Origin of the sequence: Campylobacter concisus (genome assembly GCF_002165785.1) — a bacterium.
GTDB classification, from domain to species: Bacteria; Campylobacterota; Campylobacteria; order Campylobacterales; family Campylobacteraceae; genus Campylobacter_A; species Campylobacter_A concisus_W.
On sequence record NZ_NDYO01000002.1, the window covers coordinates 1 to 17,738 of the forward strand.

Annotated in this window: 18 protein-coding genes; 1 reads left to right on the forward strand and 17 read right to left on the reverse strand. The window is 40.9% G+C overall.

All coding sequences use genetic code 11. The annotated features are described in order from the left end of the window. The 14 genes from B9N62_RS01355 to gap all read right to left on the reverse strand — a co-directional run. On the reverse strand, positions 1-809 hold an 809-nt coding region (locus B9N62_RS01355; RefSeq protein WP_141083194.1), incomplete at its 3' end, for a UDP-glucose dehydrogenase family protein. A gap of 8 nt (positions 810-817) precedes the next feature. Further along, positions 818-1,801 carry a UDP-glucose 4-epimerase GalE gene (gene galE / locus B9N62_RS01360; RefSeq protein ID WP_087584042.1) on the reverse strand — a complete coding sequence of 328 codons (984 nt, stop codon included), beginning with the start codon at positions 1,799-1,801 and terminating at the stop codon, positions 818-820. Between the two features lie 80 nt (positions 1,802-1,881). Continuing rightward, positions 1,882-2,715, reverse strand: coding sequence for a DNA ligase (locus tag B9N62_RS01365; RefSeq protein ID WP_087584138.1), 834 nt, complete (start codon positions 2,713-2,715; stop codon positions 1,882-1,884). Continuing rightward, positions 2,715-3,293 (reverse strand): DNA-3-methyladenine glycosylase I, encoded by a 579-nt coding sequence (locus B9N62_RS01370; protein WP_087584043.1) that lies wholly within the window; start codon positions 3,291-3,293, stop codon positions 2,715-2,717. Before B9N62_RS01370 ends, B9N62_RS01365 begins: the two co-directional genes overlap by 1 nt. Before the next feature lie 9 nt (positions 3,294-3,302). Next, the gene (locus B9N62_RS01375; RefSeq protein ID WP_087584044.1) at positions 3,303-4,361 is read right to left on the reverse strand and encodes an NAD-dependent epimerase; all 1,059 of its coding nucleotides are present in this window, start codon (positions 4,359-4,361) and stop codon (positions 3,303-3,305) included. Between the two features lie 45 nt (positions 4,362-4,406). Then, the gene (locus tag B9N62_RS01380) at positions 4,407-5,084 is read right to left on the reverse strand and encodes a DUF4272 domain-containing protein (protein WP_257640156.1); all 678 of its coding nucleotides are present in this window, start codon (positions 5,082-5,084) and stop codon (positions 4,407-4,409) included. A gap of 38 nt (positions 5,085-5,122) precedes the next feature. Beyond that, on the reverse strand, positions 5,123-6,469 hold the full coding sequence (locus B9N62_RS01385) for an FAD-dependent oxidoreductase (protein ID WP_087584046.1): 1,347 nt from the start codon (positions 6,467-6,469) through the stop codon (positions 5,123-5,125). A gap of 128 nt (positions 6,470-6,597) precedes the next feature. Further along, a complete protein-coding gene (locus tag B9N62_RS01390) occupies positions 6,598-8,610 on the reverse strand; it encodes a TonB-dependent receptor domain-containing protein (protein WP_087584047.1) in 2,013 nt (670 codons plus the stop codon). A 526-nt stretch (positions 8,611-9,136) separates the two neighbouring features. Continuing rightward, the gene (locus tag B9N62_RS10935; protein WP_307772217.1) at positions 9,137-9,238 is read right to left on the reverse strand and encodes a hypothetical protein; all 102 of its coding nucleotides are present in this window, start codon (positions 9,236-9,238) and stop codon (positions 9,137-9,139) included. Next, a complete protein-coding gene (locus B9N62_RS10690) occupies positions 9,231-9,659 on the reverse strand; it encodes a DUF2625 domain-containing protein (RefSeq protein ID WP_257640157.1) in 429 nt (142 codons plus the stop codon). The genes B9N62_RS10935 and B9N62_RS10690 overlap by 8 nt, the downstream gene beginning before the upstream one ends. A 130-nt stretch (positions 9,660-9,789) precedes the next feature. Beyond that, positions 9,790-10,608 carry an enoyl-ACP reductase FabI gene (gene fabI / locus B9N62_RS01400; protein ID WP_087584048.1) on the reverse strand — a complete coding sequence of 273 codons (819 nt, stop codon included), beginning with the start codon at positions 10,606-10,608 and terminating at the stop codon, positions 9,790-9,792. Between the two features lie 129 nt (positions 10,609-10,737). Then, on the reverse strand, positions 10,738-11,439 hold the full coding sequence (locus tag B9N62_RS01405) for a triose-phosphate isomerase (protein ID WP_087584049.1): 702 nt from the start codon (positions 11,437-11,439) through the stop codon (positions 10,738-10,740). A gap of 3 nt (positions 11,440-11,442) precedes the next feature. Further along, positions 11,443-12,642: a phosphoglycerate kinase gene (locus B9N62_RS01410; protein WP_021092107.1), complete on the reverse strand. Its 1,200-nt coding sequence runs from the start codon at positions 12,640-12,642 to the stop codon at positions 11,443-11,445. A 16-nt stretch (positions 12,643-12,658) separates the two neighbouring features. Beyond that, positions 12,659-13,657, reverse strand: a complete 999-nt coding sequence (gap, locus tag B9N62_RS01415) for a type I glyceraldehyde-3-phosphate dehydrogenase (RefSeq protein WP_087584050.1) — start codon at positions 13,655-13,657, stop codon at positions 12,659-12,661. Between the two features lie 79 nt (positions 13,658-13,736). On the opposite strand from gap, the gene nadD reads away from it, so the two are divergent. Further along, positions 13,737-14,618, forward strand: coding sequence for a nicotinate (nicotinamide) nucleotide adenylyltransferase (gene nadD, locus B9N62_RS01420; protein ID WP_087584051.1), 882 nt, complete (start codon positions 13,737-13,739; stop codon positions 14,616-14,618). Here nadD and B9N62_RS01425 read toward each other — a convergent pair. The 3 genes from B9N62_RS01425 to tatA all read right to left on the reverse strand — a co-directional run bounded on the left by B9N62_RS01425 (position 14,602) and on the right by tatA (position 17,721). Further along, positions 14,602-15,585, reverse strand: coding sequence for a YeiH family protein (locus B9N62_RS01425; protein WP_087584052.1), 984 nt, complete (start codon positions 15,583-15,585; stop codon positions 14,602-14,604). The genes nadD and B9N62_RS01425 overlap by 17 nt on opposite strands. Positions 15,586-15,906: 321 nt before the next feature. Beyond that, positions 15,907-17,490 carry an arginine--tRNA ligase gene (gene argS, locus B9N62_RS01430; protein WP_087584053.1) on the reverse strand — a complete coding sequence of 528 codons (1,584 nt, stop codon included), beginning with the start codon at positions 17,488-17,490 and terminating at the stop codon, positions 15,907-15,909. A gap of 9 nt (positions 17,491-17,499) precedes the next feature. Beyond that, positions 17,500-17,721: a twin-arginine translocase TatA/TatE family subunit gene (tatA, locus tag B9N62_RS01435; protein ID WP_087584054.1), complete on the reverse strand. Its 222-nt coding sequence runs from the start codon at positions 17,719-17,721 to the stop codon at positions 17,500-17,502. Positions 17,722-17,738: the final 17 nt, after the last annotated feature.

Below are 17,738 nucleotides of genomic sequence, written 5' to 3' on the forward strand. Positions count from 1 at the left end.
TCCTTTGGAAAGCAGCTGCCGCCATATCCGCAGCCTGGATAGATGAAGCTATATCCGATCCTTGAGTCGCTGCCGATGCCTTTTCTTACTAAATTTACATCAGCGCCTACGCGTTCACAGATATTTGCTATCTCGTTTATAAAGCTTATTTTGGTTGCCAGCATCGAATTTGCAGCGTATTTTGTCATCTCGGCTGATTTTACGTCCATACAAATGAGTCTGTCGTGATTTTTCATAAATGGCTCATAAAGCTCTCTCATCACGCTAAAGCCCCACTCACTGCTAGCTCCGATAACTACGCGATCTGGCTTTAAAAAGTCCTCAACCGCCGCACCCTCTTTTAAAAACTCTGGGTTTGAGACTACCTCAAATTTAACTTCTACATTTCTCTTTTTAAGCTCAGCCTCGATCACCTCATGCACCTTAGCTCCAGTGCCCACTGGAACGGTTGATTTATCAACTACGATTAGCGGTTTGCTTAAATTTTCTCCGATAGACTTGGCAACCGAGAGAACGTATTTTAAATCCGCCTGCCCATCAGCGCCCATAGGCGTGCCAACTGCGATAAATAGCACATCTGCATGCTCTAGCGCCTCAGTTATCTGCGTGCTAAATTTAAGCGAACCATTTTTGTAACAGTCACTTACGATATCAGCAAGCCCTGGCTCATATATCGGCACGATGCCGTTTTTTAGTGCCTCGATCTTTTTGTTATCAACATCAACGCAGATCACGCTATTGCCCATTTTGGCAAAGCATGCACCGCTTACTAGTCCAACATATCCGGTTCCAATTACTGCTATTTTCATACTTTCCCCTAAATTCTCTTTTCCCACTCAAGGGCAGTTTTTATGATGAGTGCTAGGTCATCTCTTTTTGGCTTCCAGCTAGTTAGTGAGCGTAGTTTGCTTGCGTTTGAGATAAGGATAGCTGGGTCGCCGTCCCTTCTTGGCGTATTTAGCACCTTAAAATTTACTCCACTCACTTTTTTGGCGGTTTCGATGACCTCTTTTACGCTAAATCCTCTGCCATATCCCACGTTAAAAGTTTCGCTGCCATTTTGGCCAATATACTCTAGTGCGCTAATGTGAGCATCTGCTAGGTCACTAACGTGAATGTAGTCTCTAACGCATGTACCATCTTTTGTCGCGTAGTCATCGCCAAAGATGCCCATGCTATCACGCTTGCCAAGTATAGTTTGCACAGCCACCTTGATAAGGTGCGTGGCATTTGGATAGTTTTGACCGATTAACCCCTCTTCGTCCGCGCCTGCCACGTTGAAGTAACGTAAAATCGCAAATTTAAAATTTTCATTTGAAGAGGCATAATCTTTGATGATCTGCTCACTCATAAGCTTACTTCTGCCGTATGGATTTATCGGATTTGTAGGCGTTGTTTCGCTAACTTCTGCCACGTCTGGCTCGCCGTAAACTGCGGCTGTTGAGCTAAATATAAATTTATTTACATTGTAAGCTTTTGCGTATCTTAGCACCCTTGCAACGTTTGCGGTGTTGTTTAGATAGTATTTTATTGGCTCGCTCATACTCTCAAAAACCTCGATAAACGCCGCAAAATGGATGATCGCATCAAATTTACTATTTTCAAAAATTTCACTTAGGTCATCTTCTAAATTTGCGTTTATAAATTTAAAATTTCCGATTTTTTGGAGCGCCTCAAGTGCTTTTTGTGAGCCCTTGCAGAGATTATCGATGATGGTTATCTCATCATTGCCTTGCTTTAAAAGTGCTTTTACTACGTGGCTGCCGATATATCCAGCACCACCTGTTACTAAAATTTTCAAGTTTAAGCCTTTCATAAAAAGTGGTTAATTTTATCAAAAATAGAGTAAAGCAAAAGTAAAGCAAGGCTTTTGAATAAAATTTAATCCTCTCTAACCCTTAAAAATATAGGAAATCTTGGCTTGCCATAAGACGTTAAATTTTGAAATTTATATGTGATTATGGAGCCTATCTTTGGGGGATTTGTGCGTTGCTCGTCGCTTAGTCCAGAGCCTATTTTAAAGATAGTGCCAGCTTTTGCCTCACTATCCTTGCCACCAATCGCTTTACAAGTGAGCGAGCCAATAAGATTAGCGTATTTACCGCTGCCTTTATTTATGGAGACCACTTCGCACTCAGCGTCTTTAAATTTCTTAAATTTAAGCGCATTCTTGCTTCTTTTTCGCTCATACGGCACATTTGGCTCACGCACGACTGCTCCCTCGCCGCCTTTTGCTACAATGTCCTCTGTAAATTTTAAAAACTGGGCGTTATCTCGCATTTTTATCTGTTTTATGATGATTAAATTGTGATTTGGCTCATTTTTTAGAAATTTGGCCAAAATTTCAAGCCTATTAAGCAAGCCACCACTTGCCTCTGGCACGTCAAAAATATGAAATTTTAGCCTCTGCCAAGCTTTTTCATCGGGTAGCTTATCCATCACGGTCGCTTGAATTTCTTCAAATTTAAGCTCTTTTGCGTAAAGCTCGCCATCGAGCGCAAATTTTGGGAAATTTTTAGTAAAACTTAGCGGTGCATTTAGCTTTTTACCCTGCCTTGAGAGTAAATTCTCTCCGTCCCAGTAGGCACGCACGCCATCAAGCTTCTCGCTAGCTAGCCAACCTGAGACGTTTTGATCTTTATACTCGCTAAGTCGCAGCAGGTCAAGAGAAAATGCAAAATTTAAAAGGAGTAAAACCGCAAAAATTATTCTGATCAAGCCTTGCTCTTACAAAAACAATAGTCCATATGATCGTCTATAACGCCCACACTTTGCAAAAAGGCATAGGTGCTAACAGAGCCCAGAAATTTAAACCCTCGCCTTTTTAGCTCCTTTGCCATAAAGTCCGACATAGGCGTAGTAGCTGGCACTTGTTTGATATTTTGATAGTGATTTATGATCTGTTTGCCGTCAAATTTGGGGTCAAATTTTTTAAGTAAATGCCCCCACAGATACTCGTAAAAGCTACCAAATTCTTTGGTTACGGATAAAAATGCAATGGCGTTTGCAGAAAGCGATTTTAGTTTTAATCTGTTGCGGATCAACCTCTCGTTTTGCATAAATTTCGCTATTTCGTCCTCACCGTAAAGCTTGATCTTTTCTGGATCAAAGCCGTCAAACGCCTCTCTCATAGCCTCTCTTTTTTGAAGCACCCCATGCCACGAAAGCCCCGCTTGAAAGCCCTCTAAAACTATCATTTCAAAAAATTTTCTATCATCTTTTACGACTTTGCCCCACTCGTTATCGTGGTAAGCTATATCAAGCTCGCCTTTTGCCCATTCGCATCGCCTCATCTGCTTTCCTTAAATTTTAACTCCGTAAAACTCGCAATACCACTCGACAAATTTAGCCACGCCGTCGTTTACTTTTGTATTTGGCTTGTAGTCAAAGTCAGCTACCAAATCGCTCACATCAGCAAATGTCGCTGGCACATCGCCTGCTTGAAGTGGGAGGAAATTTTTCTTGATCTCGCGGCCGATCTTTATCTCAACCGCCTTTATGTAATCCATTAGCTCGACTGGGCTGTTGTTGCCGATATTATAGACCTTAAACGGCGCTTTTGAAGTGGCAGGATCTGGGTGCTTTGCATCCCAATTTGGATTAGGTTTTGCAGGATTATCGATGCACTTAATGATACCCTTTACGATGTCGTCCACGTAGGTAAAGTCACGCTTCATCTTGCCGTAGTTAAAGACATCAATAGTTTTATCTTTAAGCGCTGCATCAACAAATAAAAATAGCGCCATATCAGGACGTCCCCATGGTCCATACACTGTAAAAAAGCGAAGTCCAGTCGTTGGTACGTTGAATAGATGGCTATAAGTGTGCGCCATCATCTCGTTGCTCTTTTTAGTCGCTGCGTAGAGGCTTATAGGGTGATTTACCGCCTCGTGCGTAGAAAATGGCATGTTTTCATTTAGGCCATAAACTGAGCTAGAGCTTGCATAGACTAAATTTTTGATCTCATTGTGACGGCAGCATTCGAGGATATTCACAAAGCCTGTGATGTTGCTGTCAATGTAAGCTTTTGGATTTATGAGCGAGTAGCGAACGCCAGCTTGTGCGGCTAAATTTACCACTACGTCAAATTTTTCTTTAGCAAAAAGCTCTTTCATCGTCTTTTCATCAGCGAGATCTGCTTTTATAAATTTTAAATTTGGATGCGTTTTTGAGACGATAAGCTTGCCATAGTCTATCTCGCTCACGTCAAAGCCTGCCGTTTTTAGGCGTGCAAGCTTTAAATTTACATCATAGTAGTCATTTATAACGTCATACCCAACAACCTCATCGCCACGTGCTACAAGGGCATTCGCAAGGTGAAATCCTATAAATCCAGCTGTTCCAGTTACTAAAATTTTCATATTTTTCCTTTCATTTTTGGCTTATTTTAGTGCAAAAATATAAATTTACGTATTTAGATCAGGGTAGTCCCAAGCGTTAAATTCGGCTCTTAAGTCGTCATTTTCCCAACCTTTGCAACATAACCACTCAAGCCCTGCACGTCTTTCCATAACGACCTCTTCGTCAAGTCCAGCAACCTTTTTACCATTTATCCTAGCATTTACACACGCCCAGTGATAGCGATAAACTAGGTCAAGCTTGCTTAAAATTTCATCCAAGCTGCGCAGTTTTGAGCGGTTTTTGAGCCCACCCTCTCTAAAAACATTCATCACAAAATCACAGTCACAAATTTTATCCATCTCACCGATATCTTCAGCTATGCCAAGCGCCCAAAGCAAGATCCAAAGCGACTCATATTTCCAGCCCATATTTACAGCAGCGTTTATATCAGCCCTGCCCTCTACGACCTCTTTTTCTTTTACACTTAGATCGCCATAAAAATCGCCCAAAAAGTCTTTAGCCCAGGCTATCTCATCTTCGCTTAAGTGGCCATTGTCTCGGATCGTGCAGGCACACATGATCGCCGTAAATGAGCAAACCGCACGAGCAATGATCTCATCAACGCTTCTTGGCGTAACTTCACTATTGTCATACCTTAGTGACAGACTCTCAAGCACAGCCACGCCCTCTTTTTTTAAAATTTTTATACTTTCATCTTTTCTTTGTTGTGCTGTTTTTGGCATATCCGCACCCTTTTTAAAAATATCAAACACTCCCATTTTTATTCAAAAAACTCAGCGTTAAATTTCTCTTCGTTAAAATTTTTACCTAAAAATTTACAGGCTTCGATCATATCAGTTCTTGCTATTTCAAAGCAACTCGTAGCACCAGGACTTGGAGTCATATTAAAACTTATGCCCTCGCCTGTGCTTATCTTGCCCTCGCCAAGCTCAAGGCACTTTTTATTACGGTCGATAACTTGTGGCCTTACACCGCCAAAATTTACAGCATAGCTTAGGTCATTTTCACTTAGGCTTGGTACGATCTTTCTAGCATCTTTTACAAATTCTTTTTTATTGATAAATGGCACTTCAAATAAGAAATTTCTTAAAATATAAGATCTGATGTCGCTATCTTTTAAGAGATTTGTAAAGACTTCAAAGACATTTTTATCAAATTTTAGGCATTTACAAAAGTCAAAAAAGCTTGAACAGCCGTGGTATCTCTCTAGTTTTGGTATGACTAGAGCTGTTGGTCCAAAGCGAGTGTTTCCGTTAGCTAGGATATCTGGATCGCCGTGAAGCGCGGCAAATGGTAGCTTATCGTTTTGCACCATATAGACTTTGCCATTTAGCAGGCGTTTTTTTGCGAAATAAAAGCTTCCAGCAACGGGCAGCGTGCTAAGATGAAGCCCATAACCCATTTTGTGAGCCAAAAATAGCGAGTGTCCTCCAGCATCTACTACGACGTAGTTTGCAGTAATCACTTCGCCATCATTTATCTTTATGTGAAATGTATCACCCGCCTTTTTTATATCAGTTACTTCTGAGTTTAGGCTGATCTCGTAGCCGTCTGCGCCTAAATTTAGCGCATTTTGCACAAGTGAGTTTGCTAAGCCACCAAAATCCATCGTCGTAAACTGCCCATTTTGCGTGCCTATGGCGATGATGTTTTCTGTCCTCTCATTGCCATTTGCGTCAAAAACGACGTTTGGCTCGATTTGTTTTAACTTCTCTTTGTCATAAATTTCAAGATAAGGAAAAAGCCCTCTAAAACTCTCATATCGCTCTTTCATGCGCTCTACTTCGGCATCTCCGATAGCTAGTGCCATCTTTTGATGAGCGAACATATATTTGCCATCAAGATTGTATTTTAGAGCATATTTTACTGGCATATTTGCCACACGAGAGACTTTTTTTGCTTTTTCTAGTGTGTAGTTTGTCTCGATATCACCACAGTGAATAGTCTGTGAGTTGCCTTTGCCGTTTGAATTTAGAGTAGCTACGCCGTCATATTTTTCTAAAAGTGCGACCTTTTTTATATCGCTAAATGCAGCCAACTCGTAAAAGAGCGCCGTCCCACTAATGCCTGCTCCGACAATTACCACTTCAAAGTGCTTCTGCCTCATTTTTTCTCCCAAAAAAGTTTAGTCGCCAAAATGATACTATATTAATTTTAAAACAAACAGTATGGTGAAAAAAGCTAGGATTTTTATATAAAAGAGAAATTTGGCAAGGCTTTCACCTTGCCTTGAAGTTAAAATTTATAAGATACGTTTACTTTGAAATTTCTACCCGGCTCCCAGTCTACATAGTTTGGATTGCCTGTATAATCAGCCATTCTTTGAGACTGCGAAGCATAAGTTTTATTAAAGAGGTTATAAATTCCAGCATTTATCTCTAGCCCTTTAAATTTGCCGCTACTTGGCGTATAGCTAGCATAGATATCGCTAACTGCATAGCTTGGTATCTTAGCGCTCTTATCATTACCGGCTGAGACGGTATTTTTTGATGCAAAGTAGATTAGGTTGTAGCCTATTAGCGTATCAATGCTAGAAAATGCGTACTCTGCGTTAAACGTATATTTATCGCCCTGATCGCGGTAACCGATAACGTTTGAGGTATAGTATCCGCCCCATTCTGTGTTTGCAACTCTATCTTTATATTTTACCTTTTGGTGAGTGTAGCTAGCAGCTAGGCTTAGTGCGTCTAAATTTAGCCTTGCAAGTAGCTCGACACCACTTATATCAGCTCCACCAGCGTTTATACGTCTGTATATAGTTATTTCATTTGGCGGCGTTCCAACTTTATAAGAGCTGTTATCTACGATTAAGTTTTTATATTTTGTCATGAAGTATTTTGCAGATAAGCTATATGAGCTAGCTTCATTTATATCGCCATGATATTTAAGACCAGTTTCATAGCTATTACCAGTCGTTGCTTTTAGATCTTTATTTGCTTCAAAATTTTTTGCTCTACTAGCATACATAGACTCCATGACATCAGGCCCTCTAAAGACTCTTGCATAGCTTGCAAAAGCGTTAAGACCTTTAAGTATCTCATAGTCAAGCGCAAGCGCTGGGGTAAATTCATTGTATTTATAAGTGTAGCTCTTTACATTTCCGGCTCTACCATCGTAGCTTTTTAGCTCGTAATGGGTGTATCTGATGCCTGGAGTAACAGTTAGCGAGCTAAAATTTAGCGCATCTTCTGCATAGATTGAGTAGTTATTTACCTTTTCAGGGTAGTGGTTGTTTGGCTTATTAAAATTTTTACTTTGGTAAAACTCAGCGCCGTATCTAAGCGTCTGTGTCAAAGCACCGGTCTCTACTACACTTTTAGCCTTTGCATTTATGCCGTTTGTTTTTACGCCTAAAATTTTTAAGACCGGGTCATCTTTTTTATGCTCGGTATTGTATACCGTTACATCTAAATTTAGAAGATCACTTGGTTTATACTCGTATTTTAGCGTTGTAGTATCACGTTCATATTTTCGGTTATCAACAGGAAATTGACCAGTATACCAGCTGCCAAACTCGGCTCTCATTGGATACATGCCTTTAAATTCATTATGTTCTCTTGAGATAGAAATTCTATGTGCATCAAGGAAGCTATAACCAAGCTTTAAAAGATAGCTAAGATCGTTGCCATCGCCGCCTATCTTTCTTTTGTTGCCGCTTTTGCCGTAGTCGTAGCCCTTGTGATTAATAGCAGCTATAAAATCAAGCCCTTCAACTGGTGCAGTAAAGAGCATAAGGCCTTGAGAAAATTCGCTGTTATTTGAGGCGTATCCTGTCTTTATCTTTGCGCCTATAATCTCACCATCATTAAGCAAGTCCTTTGTATCGACCGTTTTAAAGGCGACTGAACCGCCAAGCGCACCCGAGCCATTTACCACTGATCTTGAGCCAACCTCGACATCGACTGCTTTTATAAGATCTGGATCGATCAGCAAGTCAGCGTTGTGGTGAAATGTATTTCCGTTTTGCTTCGCACCGTCTATCGTGATATTTAGACCGCGGTCGCTAACGCCCCTCATATAAATTTTTTGGTTCATGCCGTTTGTGCCGCCTACATAAACGCCAGGAATATCTCTCATCACGTCTTTTACTAGGCTAGCGTTTCTGGTTGAAATTTTGATGTCATCAACGCCGTATCCACCACTGCTACTTGTTACCTCAACTCCGCTTAATACGCTCTCGTCTGCCCCGTTTGCACAAACTGCTATGCTTGCTGCAAGAGAGAGTTTAAATAAGCTTTTAAATCTCATATTTTCTCCTAATTTGGTTATTAAAATTACTATTTTAATTTTATAGCATAATTTTGAGATTGAATATTATAATTTTAAGTATAAATTTTGGATAAATTTTTGAGTTTTTTGGTAAAAATATAAACTATTTTTAAATTTTAATTATCTAATAAATTAATTAAATATCGAGATAAACAGCTAAATTAAATAATTTTATCAAAGTAATAAATAAGGTTAATTTTTAATAGAAAATTATTATAAGTATAAAAATTCTTAAATTTTGTAGATAATTTTTATCAAGAGAGGCTTAAGAAATTTAAAATAAATTTTACTTTTTTTAGTATTCGGAATTGTTTTTATAAACACTCTTAAGTAGCTTATGAATAATTTTTATAAATTTTAAATAAAATAGAGCAAAACTCCTGGATCTGCTGGAAGTATCATATAAATTTACTAGACACCCCTTAAAGGCAAAAATGAAAAATTCATTAATGCAAATGCTATCTTTTTTCATATCTTTTAGTCTTAGGCTTACGTTGATGTCTTGCTAAAGTATAGGTGGTAGCGCAAATATCGTCCTATCAAGACTAAAATTTCTCACATCCTCACACCAGACGTCCCAGCGATAAAGCTTGTAAAATTTAGATATACCGCCGCATAGCGCCCAGTATAAAAACTACGAGTAGCCAAGCTGTGCATCTTCCCATTTGCCGCTTGTCTGGCACGCAGTAAAAGATATTGCCGGCTTTGCCACCAAAGTCGACGCCATTTAGTGTGAAAAATTTACCCAAAATATCGTTTGCTACGAGCAAATAGCTAGGCATCTGTCCTACCTCGCTAAAGCTTTTGCCAAGGTTAAAGCTATAAATTCCACGCTTCATCTGCTCACATCCTGAACCAAGTAGGCGCAGCCAACCTCCATTCATCACGATGCCACCACACCCATAAACAAGCGCTCCCATCGGTGAGCAAGTAGTTACCTGAAGTCCTAAAAGCTCGCTTTGCGCCCCGCCCTCATCACGCAGTAAAATTTCACCCATTTTTAGCTTATTTAGCCGTTCTTCGACCAAGCTCCCAAGCCCGGCTTATTTGTATCTATAAGCCACCCTAGAGCTCTTATTGCGTACCGTTACAATAAATTTGATGAAATTTAAAAGAAGAATTTGGCGAGTCGCCCCGCCAAAAATTTGTATTAGCAGATTATTTTGCGTCCCAAGCTAGGATCGTATTGCCCTCGGCATCGGTAGCCACGTCGCCCATGCCCATGATGTTATAGCCGCAGTCTACGTAGTGAACTTCGCCTGTTACGCCGCTAGCAAGGTCGCTGAGTAGATACATCGCGCTGTTACCGACATCTTCAGTCGTGACGTTTCGTTTTAGTGGGCTATTTACTTCGTTGTAGCGCAAAATCATCCTAAAATCGCCTATTCCGCTTGCAGCAAGCGTTTTGATAGGGCCTGCGCTGATCGCATTTAAGCGAATATTTTTAGCGCCAAGGTCGTGCGCTAGGTAGCGAACCGAGCTTTCAAGTGCCGCTTTGGCAACGCCCATTACGTTGTAGTGTGGCACAAATTTTGGTCCGCCTAGATACGTGAGCGTAAGCACCGAGCCGCCCTCTTTTAGTACTGGCAACACCGCGCGCGTGAGGCTTAGTAGCGAATACACGCTCGTGCCCATCGCGATGTCAAAGGCCTCTTTGGTAGTATTTACGAACTCGCCCTCAAGCGCCTCTTTTGGTGCGTAAGCCACTGCATGCACGACGAAATCAATCTCGCCAAGGTCTTTTTTGATTTGACCCGCAAGCCCATCTAAATGTGCCTGATTATTCACATCAAGTTCGTAAACAAATTTGCTACCAAACTCCTCTGCGATTGGCTTTACACGCTTTTTAAGAGCATCATTTAGATATGTAAATGCCATCTGCGCACCCTGGGCGTAACAAGCTTCGGCAATGCCGTAAGCGATAGATTTGGCGTTAGCGACGCCGACGATGAGGCCCTTTTTGCCTTTTAAAATCATTATTTCTCCTTTAAAATTTACAATTCGAATTTTAAACCAAATTTGATAGCGGCAGTATCGCGAAGCTAGACTAGGCAACTTGAAATTTTGCGACGGGAGTTACCATATAGGTAATGACCGAGCAAAATTTTAAGACAACGAAGTATAGCGATGCGAGTGGGTGCTAATAAGTTCCAAGAAACCAGAGGCATCCCAGCTGGCTGTGCCTACCAAAACCCCATCGCAGCTTTTTATACCTGCGATATCAGCGATGTTTGCTGCATTGACGCTTCCGCCGTAAAGTAGCGGCACGTTTGCCTTTGTCTTTAAAAAACTTAGCACCTCATCTATCTGCTCTATGTTAGCGCTTTTACCGGTTCCTATCGCCCAGATCGGCTCGTAGGCGATGACTAAATTTTTATAATCTAGGTCTATATTTTCAAGCTGGCGGCTTAGAAATTCTTTGGTCGCTCCGCTTTCATTTGTGCTTAAATTTTCACCGATGCAGTAGATGACATTCCAGCCATTTTTTGCAGCAAAGTCAAATTTCGCTCGCAAAAAATCCTCGCTTTCGTTTAAAATTTCACGCCTCTCAGAGTGGCCGATCAGCACATCTTTGATCTCAAATTCATCAAGCATCGCCTTGCCGATCTCGCCAGTAAATGCCCCACTCTCGCATGGGTAGAAATTCTGCGCCCCAAGCCTAAAGAGATGCCTTTTTTCATCAAAGGCACTAGCTGGAGCAAACACGCTCACGTCGTCGTTTGCGCTTAAATTTGCGTCTAAAATTTTCGCGTACTCTCTAAAGCTTGCTCTTGTGTGGTTGCACTTTAAATTCGCTAGAAATTTCAAGACCTACTCCTCTTTTCTAAGCGGCTTTATGCCAGGCAGCTCTTTGCCTTCAATGAGCTCCAAGCTAGCACCGCCGCCAGTCGAGATAAATGTCATCTCATCAGCGTCTCCTGCGCGCTCGACCACGTCAGCCGTATCGCCACCGCCAACGACGGTTGTCGCGTGAGTGTCGATGATAGCGTGGCTCATTTTGATGCTACCTTTGCTAAATTTATCCATCTCAAAAACGCCCATAGGTCCGTTCCACCATATGGTTTGCGCATCGGCGATGACCTCTTTAAATAGCCTAATCGACGCAGGCCCGATGTCAAGCCCCATCCAGCCATTTGGGATCTCTTGAGCTGGGACGTATTTTACGGCACTTTCAGCTGAAAATGTCTGAGCAGCGACGACATCTACTGGCAGGTAAATTTTCACACCTAGCTCTTTGCCTTTTTGTAAAATTTGCCTTGCATCTTCGATGAGCTCTTCTTCAAGGAGCGAATTTCCGATGTTTTCACCAAGTGATTTTAAAAATGTAAATGCCATGCCGCCGCCGATTATGAGCTTATCGACGCGTGGCAGAAGGTTATGTAGGGCTTGAAGCTTGCCGCTCACCTTGCTACCGCCCACAACTGCGACAAATGGACGAGATGGATGTTTTATCAAATTTTGAGCGAAATTTATCTCTTTTTGTAGTAAAAATCCCGCTGCCTTGTGTTTTTCATCGTAAAATTTAGTGATCGCCTCGACCGATGCGTGAGCTCTGTGGCAAACGCCAAATGCGTCATTTATATAAAATTCGCCAAATCCTGAAAGCTCTTTTGCCAAAGCCTCATCGTTTTTGGTTTCGCCCTTTTCAAAGCGTAAATTTTCTATCATTAAAATTTCGCCAGCCTTTAGAGCTGCAGCCTTTGTTTTAGCGTCATTTCCGATCACATCTTCAGCAAATATCACCTCTCTATCAAGCAGTCTTGATAGCCTCTTAGCCACGCCTTGAAGTGAAAATTTCTCTTCATAGCCGTTTTTTGGACGCCCTAAGTGACTAGCCAAAACCACGCTGCAGCCATTATCCAAGCAGTAGCGGATAGTTGGTATCGCTGAGCGGATCCTGCGGTCATCAGTGATGTTTAAAAACTCGTCCATAGGCACGTTAAAATCGCACCTTATAAAGACTTTTGCACCATTAAGCTCAAGGTCGTTGATCGATAAAATATCACTCATTTTTCACCCTTTAAATTTACTTTGTAGCCACGATCTTAGCAAGATCGACAAGCCTTGTTGAGTAGCCCCATTCGTTGTCGTACCACGCAAAGACTTTTACCATATCATCAGCGATGACCTGCGTAGTGTCGCTCGCTACGATGCTGCTAAAGGTACTTGTGCAAAAGTCGCTGCTAACTCTGTAGTCATCATCAACAGATAAAATTCCCTTTAAATTTGACTCCGCAGCCGCTCTAAATGCCTCGTTTATCTCATCTTTGCTAGCTGGTCTTTTTAAAACCGCCGTTAGATCGACCATAGAGACGTTTGCCACTGGCACGCGAACCGCTTGACCGTGCAATTTGCCGCTTAGTTCTGGAAGCACTTTAGCGATCGCTTTTGCAGCTCCAGTTGTCGTAGGTCCGATATTTAGCGCTGCTGCGCGTGAGCGGCGGAAATCTTTAGCTTTTACATCAACTAGGCTTTGACCATTTGTATATGCGTGGATCGTGGTCATGAGCCCTTTTACGATGCCAAATTTATCGTTTAGCACCTTTGCAACTGGAGCTAGGCCGTTTGTGGTGCAGCTTGCGTTTGAGACGATCGCTTCGCCTGCGTATTTATCGTCATTTACTCCAACTACAAATGTCGCAGTCTCATCTTTTGCTGGAGCGCTCATAACGACTTTTTTGACACCGTAAGCAAGATATGGCTCACATTTTTCAGTGGTTAAAAACTTGCCAGTGCACTCTAAAACCACGTCTACGCCGTAGTCTGCGTAGCTAAGCTCGTTTAGATCTCTTGTAGAAAAAACTCTTATCTTTTTGCCATTTACTTCTATAAAATCGTCGCTTATCACCTTAACGTCTTGCTTAAATTCGCCATGTACGCTGTCGTATTTGAGCAAATACCTCGTCATATCCCTTGTTGCGGTGTCGTTAATAGCGACAAGCTCAACATCATCACGCTCTAAAATAATACGAGCAGCACACCTACCGATACGCCCAAAGCCGTTTATTGCTACTTTAACTGACATCTTAGCTCCTTTTGATATAATTACGCCTAATTCTACAAAAAAGAATTTTAAAACAAATATAAACAAGGTACTTTGATAGATGAAGTTAGCACTTTTTGGCGGGAGCTTTGATCCGGTTCATTTAGGACACGATAGCATTGTGAAAATGGCACTAAGCGGCCTTGACATCGACAAGCTCATCATCATGCCAACTTTTATAAGTCCCTTTAAGAGCGAATTTTCAGCTCCGCCAGAGCTTCGCCTAAAGTGGATAAGAGAAATTTGGGGCGGCCTAGAGAAGGTCGAGATCTCAGACTATGAGATAAAATTAGCTCGCCCAGTGCCTACCATAGAGACGGTTAAGTATTTGTATGAGAAATTCAAGATAGAGAAATTTTATCTCATAATAGGCGCAGACCACCTAGCCACGCTTGATAAGTGGCACGGATATGAGGAGCTAAAAAATTTAGTGCAGTTTGTGATCGCCAAGCGCAATCACATAGAAATTCCACGTAATTTACAAAAAATGGACGTGCACGTGGATGTTAGCTCGTCGCAGATCAGGCACCAAAAGGGGCTTGATGAGCTGCCTAGCGAGATAAAAGATGAAATTATAAATTTTTACCAAGGATACAAAATGCAAGAGAGATCGATGCAAGAGCGCACCGAAAGTATAGTTAAGGTTTTAGACGCAAAAAAGGCTGAAGAGATACAAGTGTTTGATATGAGTGGAGATGATTATTTCGTAAAAGCCGTAGTTATCGCTACTACGCTTGGCGAGAGGCACGCTTACTCACTGAGCGAGGATCTAAAAGAGGAGCTTAAACCTCTTGGAGAAAAATTTATAGGCACGGAGAGCTCGCCTGATTGGATCGTGATGGACCTTGGTGACATTTTGATACATCTTTTAAGCCCAGCTTATAGAGCAAAATACAACATCGAAGAGTTTTTGCAAAAGCTAAAAACTAGCAAAGAGTCTTAACAAAGACAAGCGAAGAGCAAATAAGCCATAAAAATATAAAAAATGCTAGCAAAAATGGCTTTTTGCCAGTCGCTTTAAATATACTCTTATCTATCCCAAACCCCAATGCACACATCGCAACGCAAAGGCAAATGCTAGCAGCTAGCTTCAAAATTTGCACCAAATTTTCAGGGAAAAATGACAAAGATCTAACGCATATCGCCACTAGGAAAAATAGCGCAAACCATGGTATGCTCTTTAGCTTTGAACTACCACTATTTTGGCTTAAATTTAAGAAATTTAGCAAAAACAAAAATGGTACTAGCATGATGACGCGAAGCATTTTTATGATGACGGCGGTGCTACTTGCTGTGCCGTCAAATGCTGCTGAAGCTGCAACTACATGGGCCACTTCGTGAAGTGAGCCTCCGATAAAAAAGCCAGTTTGGTGTGGCGTGAGAGCTAGAAATTTAGCGATAAATGGATAGATAAACATGCCAATCGTCCCAAAAAGCACCACCGTGCAAATAGCGATAGCAAGCTTGTTTGCGTCTGCTTTTATCTCATTTTGAGTAGCCATAACAGCAGCTGCGCCGCATATGCTAGCCCCTGAGCCAATGAGCACAGCACTATCCTTGCTAAGTCCCAAAGCTTTGGCGGCAAAAAGCGCAAAGCAAAAGGTTACAAAGACCATAAAAGCTGCATATGTCACACCAAGAGTGCCAACACTTGCGATCTCGCTAAGGCTTATGTTAAAGCCAAAAAGTACGATACCAAGTCTTAAAATTTGCTTTCCGGCAATCGCTACGATGCCGCTTGATTTTAAAATTTGAGTCTGTTTGGTGAAAAGATTTGCAAAAATGGCGCCAAGAATGATAGAGATGATGAGCGGGCTAGTGTGAAATTTGGCTAGAAGCGTGTTTGAGAGTGCAAAAGAAATGGCACAGATCAGCGCCAAAACAAGCACAGCAAGAAATTTATGAGACATATTTTAACCTTAACTCTTTTTTTAAAAATGCAATTAGCACGTTTGGGTATAATTGGACGAATTTTATAATGTGAATTTAAAATAAAAATAAAGGGATAGGACCATGATCATCCTTGGCGAAAAATATACTTTTACCAGCCTATAACTAAAAAAGCTTAGAAAGAAATTTGGCCAAGTAAATTTTTTATCCCATGAAAATAGCGACGCAAAAGCCTTGCGAAGTGCACTAGAAAATCTTATAAAATCAGGTGATCAAAGGCTTACTTAGTTATATTTTAATAAAACATAATAAATATTTTTTCGCAAAAGTTTTTAATTAGATTACATCCTATCTTTAGCTGTGATTCCCATTATATTAAATGATGTTTTTATAGAAACTGCAACGACTGCAAAGACTTTTAACAAACTATCTTCATTTTCATTTCCAACCACGCGGTTTTCATTATAAAATTTATGAAAGCTAGCAGCCAGTGACTTCAAATAGTCTGGGATCTTTTGAAGCTGTCTTGAGATAAAAGCGTCCTCTAAAATTTCAGGCAATATCAGTGCTTCAAAAAGTAAATTTCTAGCATTTTCATCTAGACACTCAAAGTCCGCATTTATCACATCACTAACGCTTTTTTCAGCCTTTGCAAATACCTGATTTATCCTAGCGTGAGCGTAGTTTATGTAAAAAATAGGGTTTGAGCTATCCTCTTTTTTAAGCTCATCCACGTCAAACTCCAAGCTACTCGTATTCGCCTTGCTTATAAAGATAAATCTAAGCGCCTCAGCACCGATCTCACTCGCGATATCGCTCATCAGCACCGCATTGCCAGCGCGCTTGCTCATTTTATATGGCTTGCCCTCTTTTAGTAGGCTAACCATCTGCATGAGTATCACTTCAAGCCTGTTTTCATCGTAACCAAGGAAATTTATCGCAGCCTTTAGCCTTGCGATATATCCGTGGTGATCCGCGCCCCAAATGTTTATGTAGTGGTCAAAATTTTTCTCAAATTTAGCGTTATGATAGATGATGTCGCCAGCTAAATATGTCGGTCTGCCGTCATTTCTAACCACAACCCTATCGTTGTCGTCACCAAGCGTGGTCGAAGCGATATAAGTAGCGCCCTCTTTTTCATACATTTGATTTGAACGTTTTAGCTTGTTTATAGTTGGCTCTAGGCCGTCATAAAGAGCCTTTTCACTAGCCCAGCTCTCTATAAATATCCCAACGTCCGCCAAATCTTTTTTAATGATTTCAAGTACGATATCCTTGCCAAACTCGGCAAGCTCAAGGTTTCTGCTCTCGTCATAAAAAATTTCCTTGCCAAATTTCTCACTTGCAAGCCTAGCAATATCTAAAATATAATCCCCGCGGTAGTATTTCTCTGGATAGACAACGCTTTCATTAAAAAGCTGCTCTTTGGCTGCAAGTGATATCGAAGTGCCAAGTAGGTCGATTTGATTTCCAGCATCGTTTATGTAGTATTCTGTTGAGATAGCGTAGCCAAGTCTTTTGCCAAGTCTTGCCAAAGTATCGCCATAAACTGCACCTCTAACGTGTCCGATGTGAAGTGGTCCAGTTGGATTTGCACTGATATATTCTATTAAATAGCTATCTTTTTTTGCATCTTCTTTTGCAAAATTTTCGCTGTCTAGCAAAATTTGCTTTGAAATTTCATCTAAAAACTCTCTTTTTAGCTTGAAATTTAAGTAGCCATTTACTGCACCAGCTTCAACTATTTTGCTATCACTAAATTTATCAGCAAACTCGCTAGCTATCATGGCTGGTGACTTTCTTAACTCCTTTGCTAGGCTAAAAAGTGGTGTAGCATAGTGGGCTAAATTTTTATCCTTTGGCTTTTCAAGCACAAATTCACGCTCTAAAACCCTTGAAATTTCAGCTTTTATTTTATTTTTCAACTCTAAAACCTATGCGTTTTTAGTTGTTTCTTCTATTTTTTGACTATCGGCATTCTCTTCTTTATGCTCGACTTTCTCACTTTTTTCAGTGGTTGTATCCTCCATCTCAGCCTTAAAAGTCTTTATACCTTTGCCTAGTCCTTTTGCAAGTTCTGGGATCTTCTTTGCTCCAAAAAGTAAAACAATAATCGCTAAAACAACTAGCCAGTGACCAATACTAAAAGAACCCATTTTTTCTCCTCAATAAA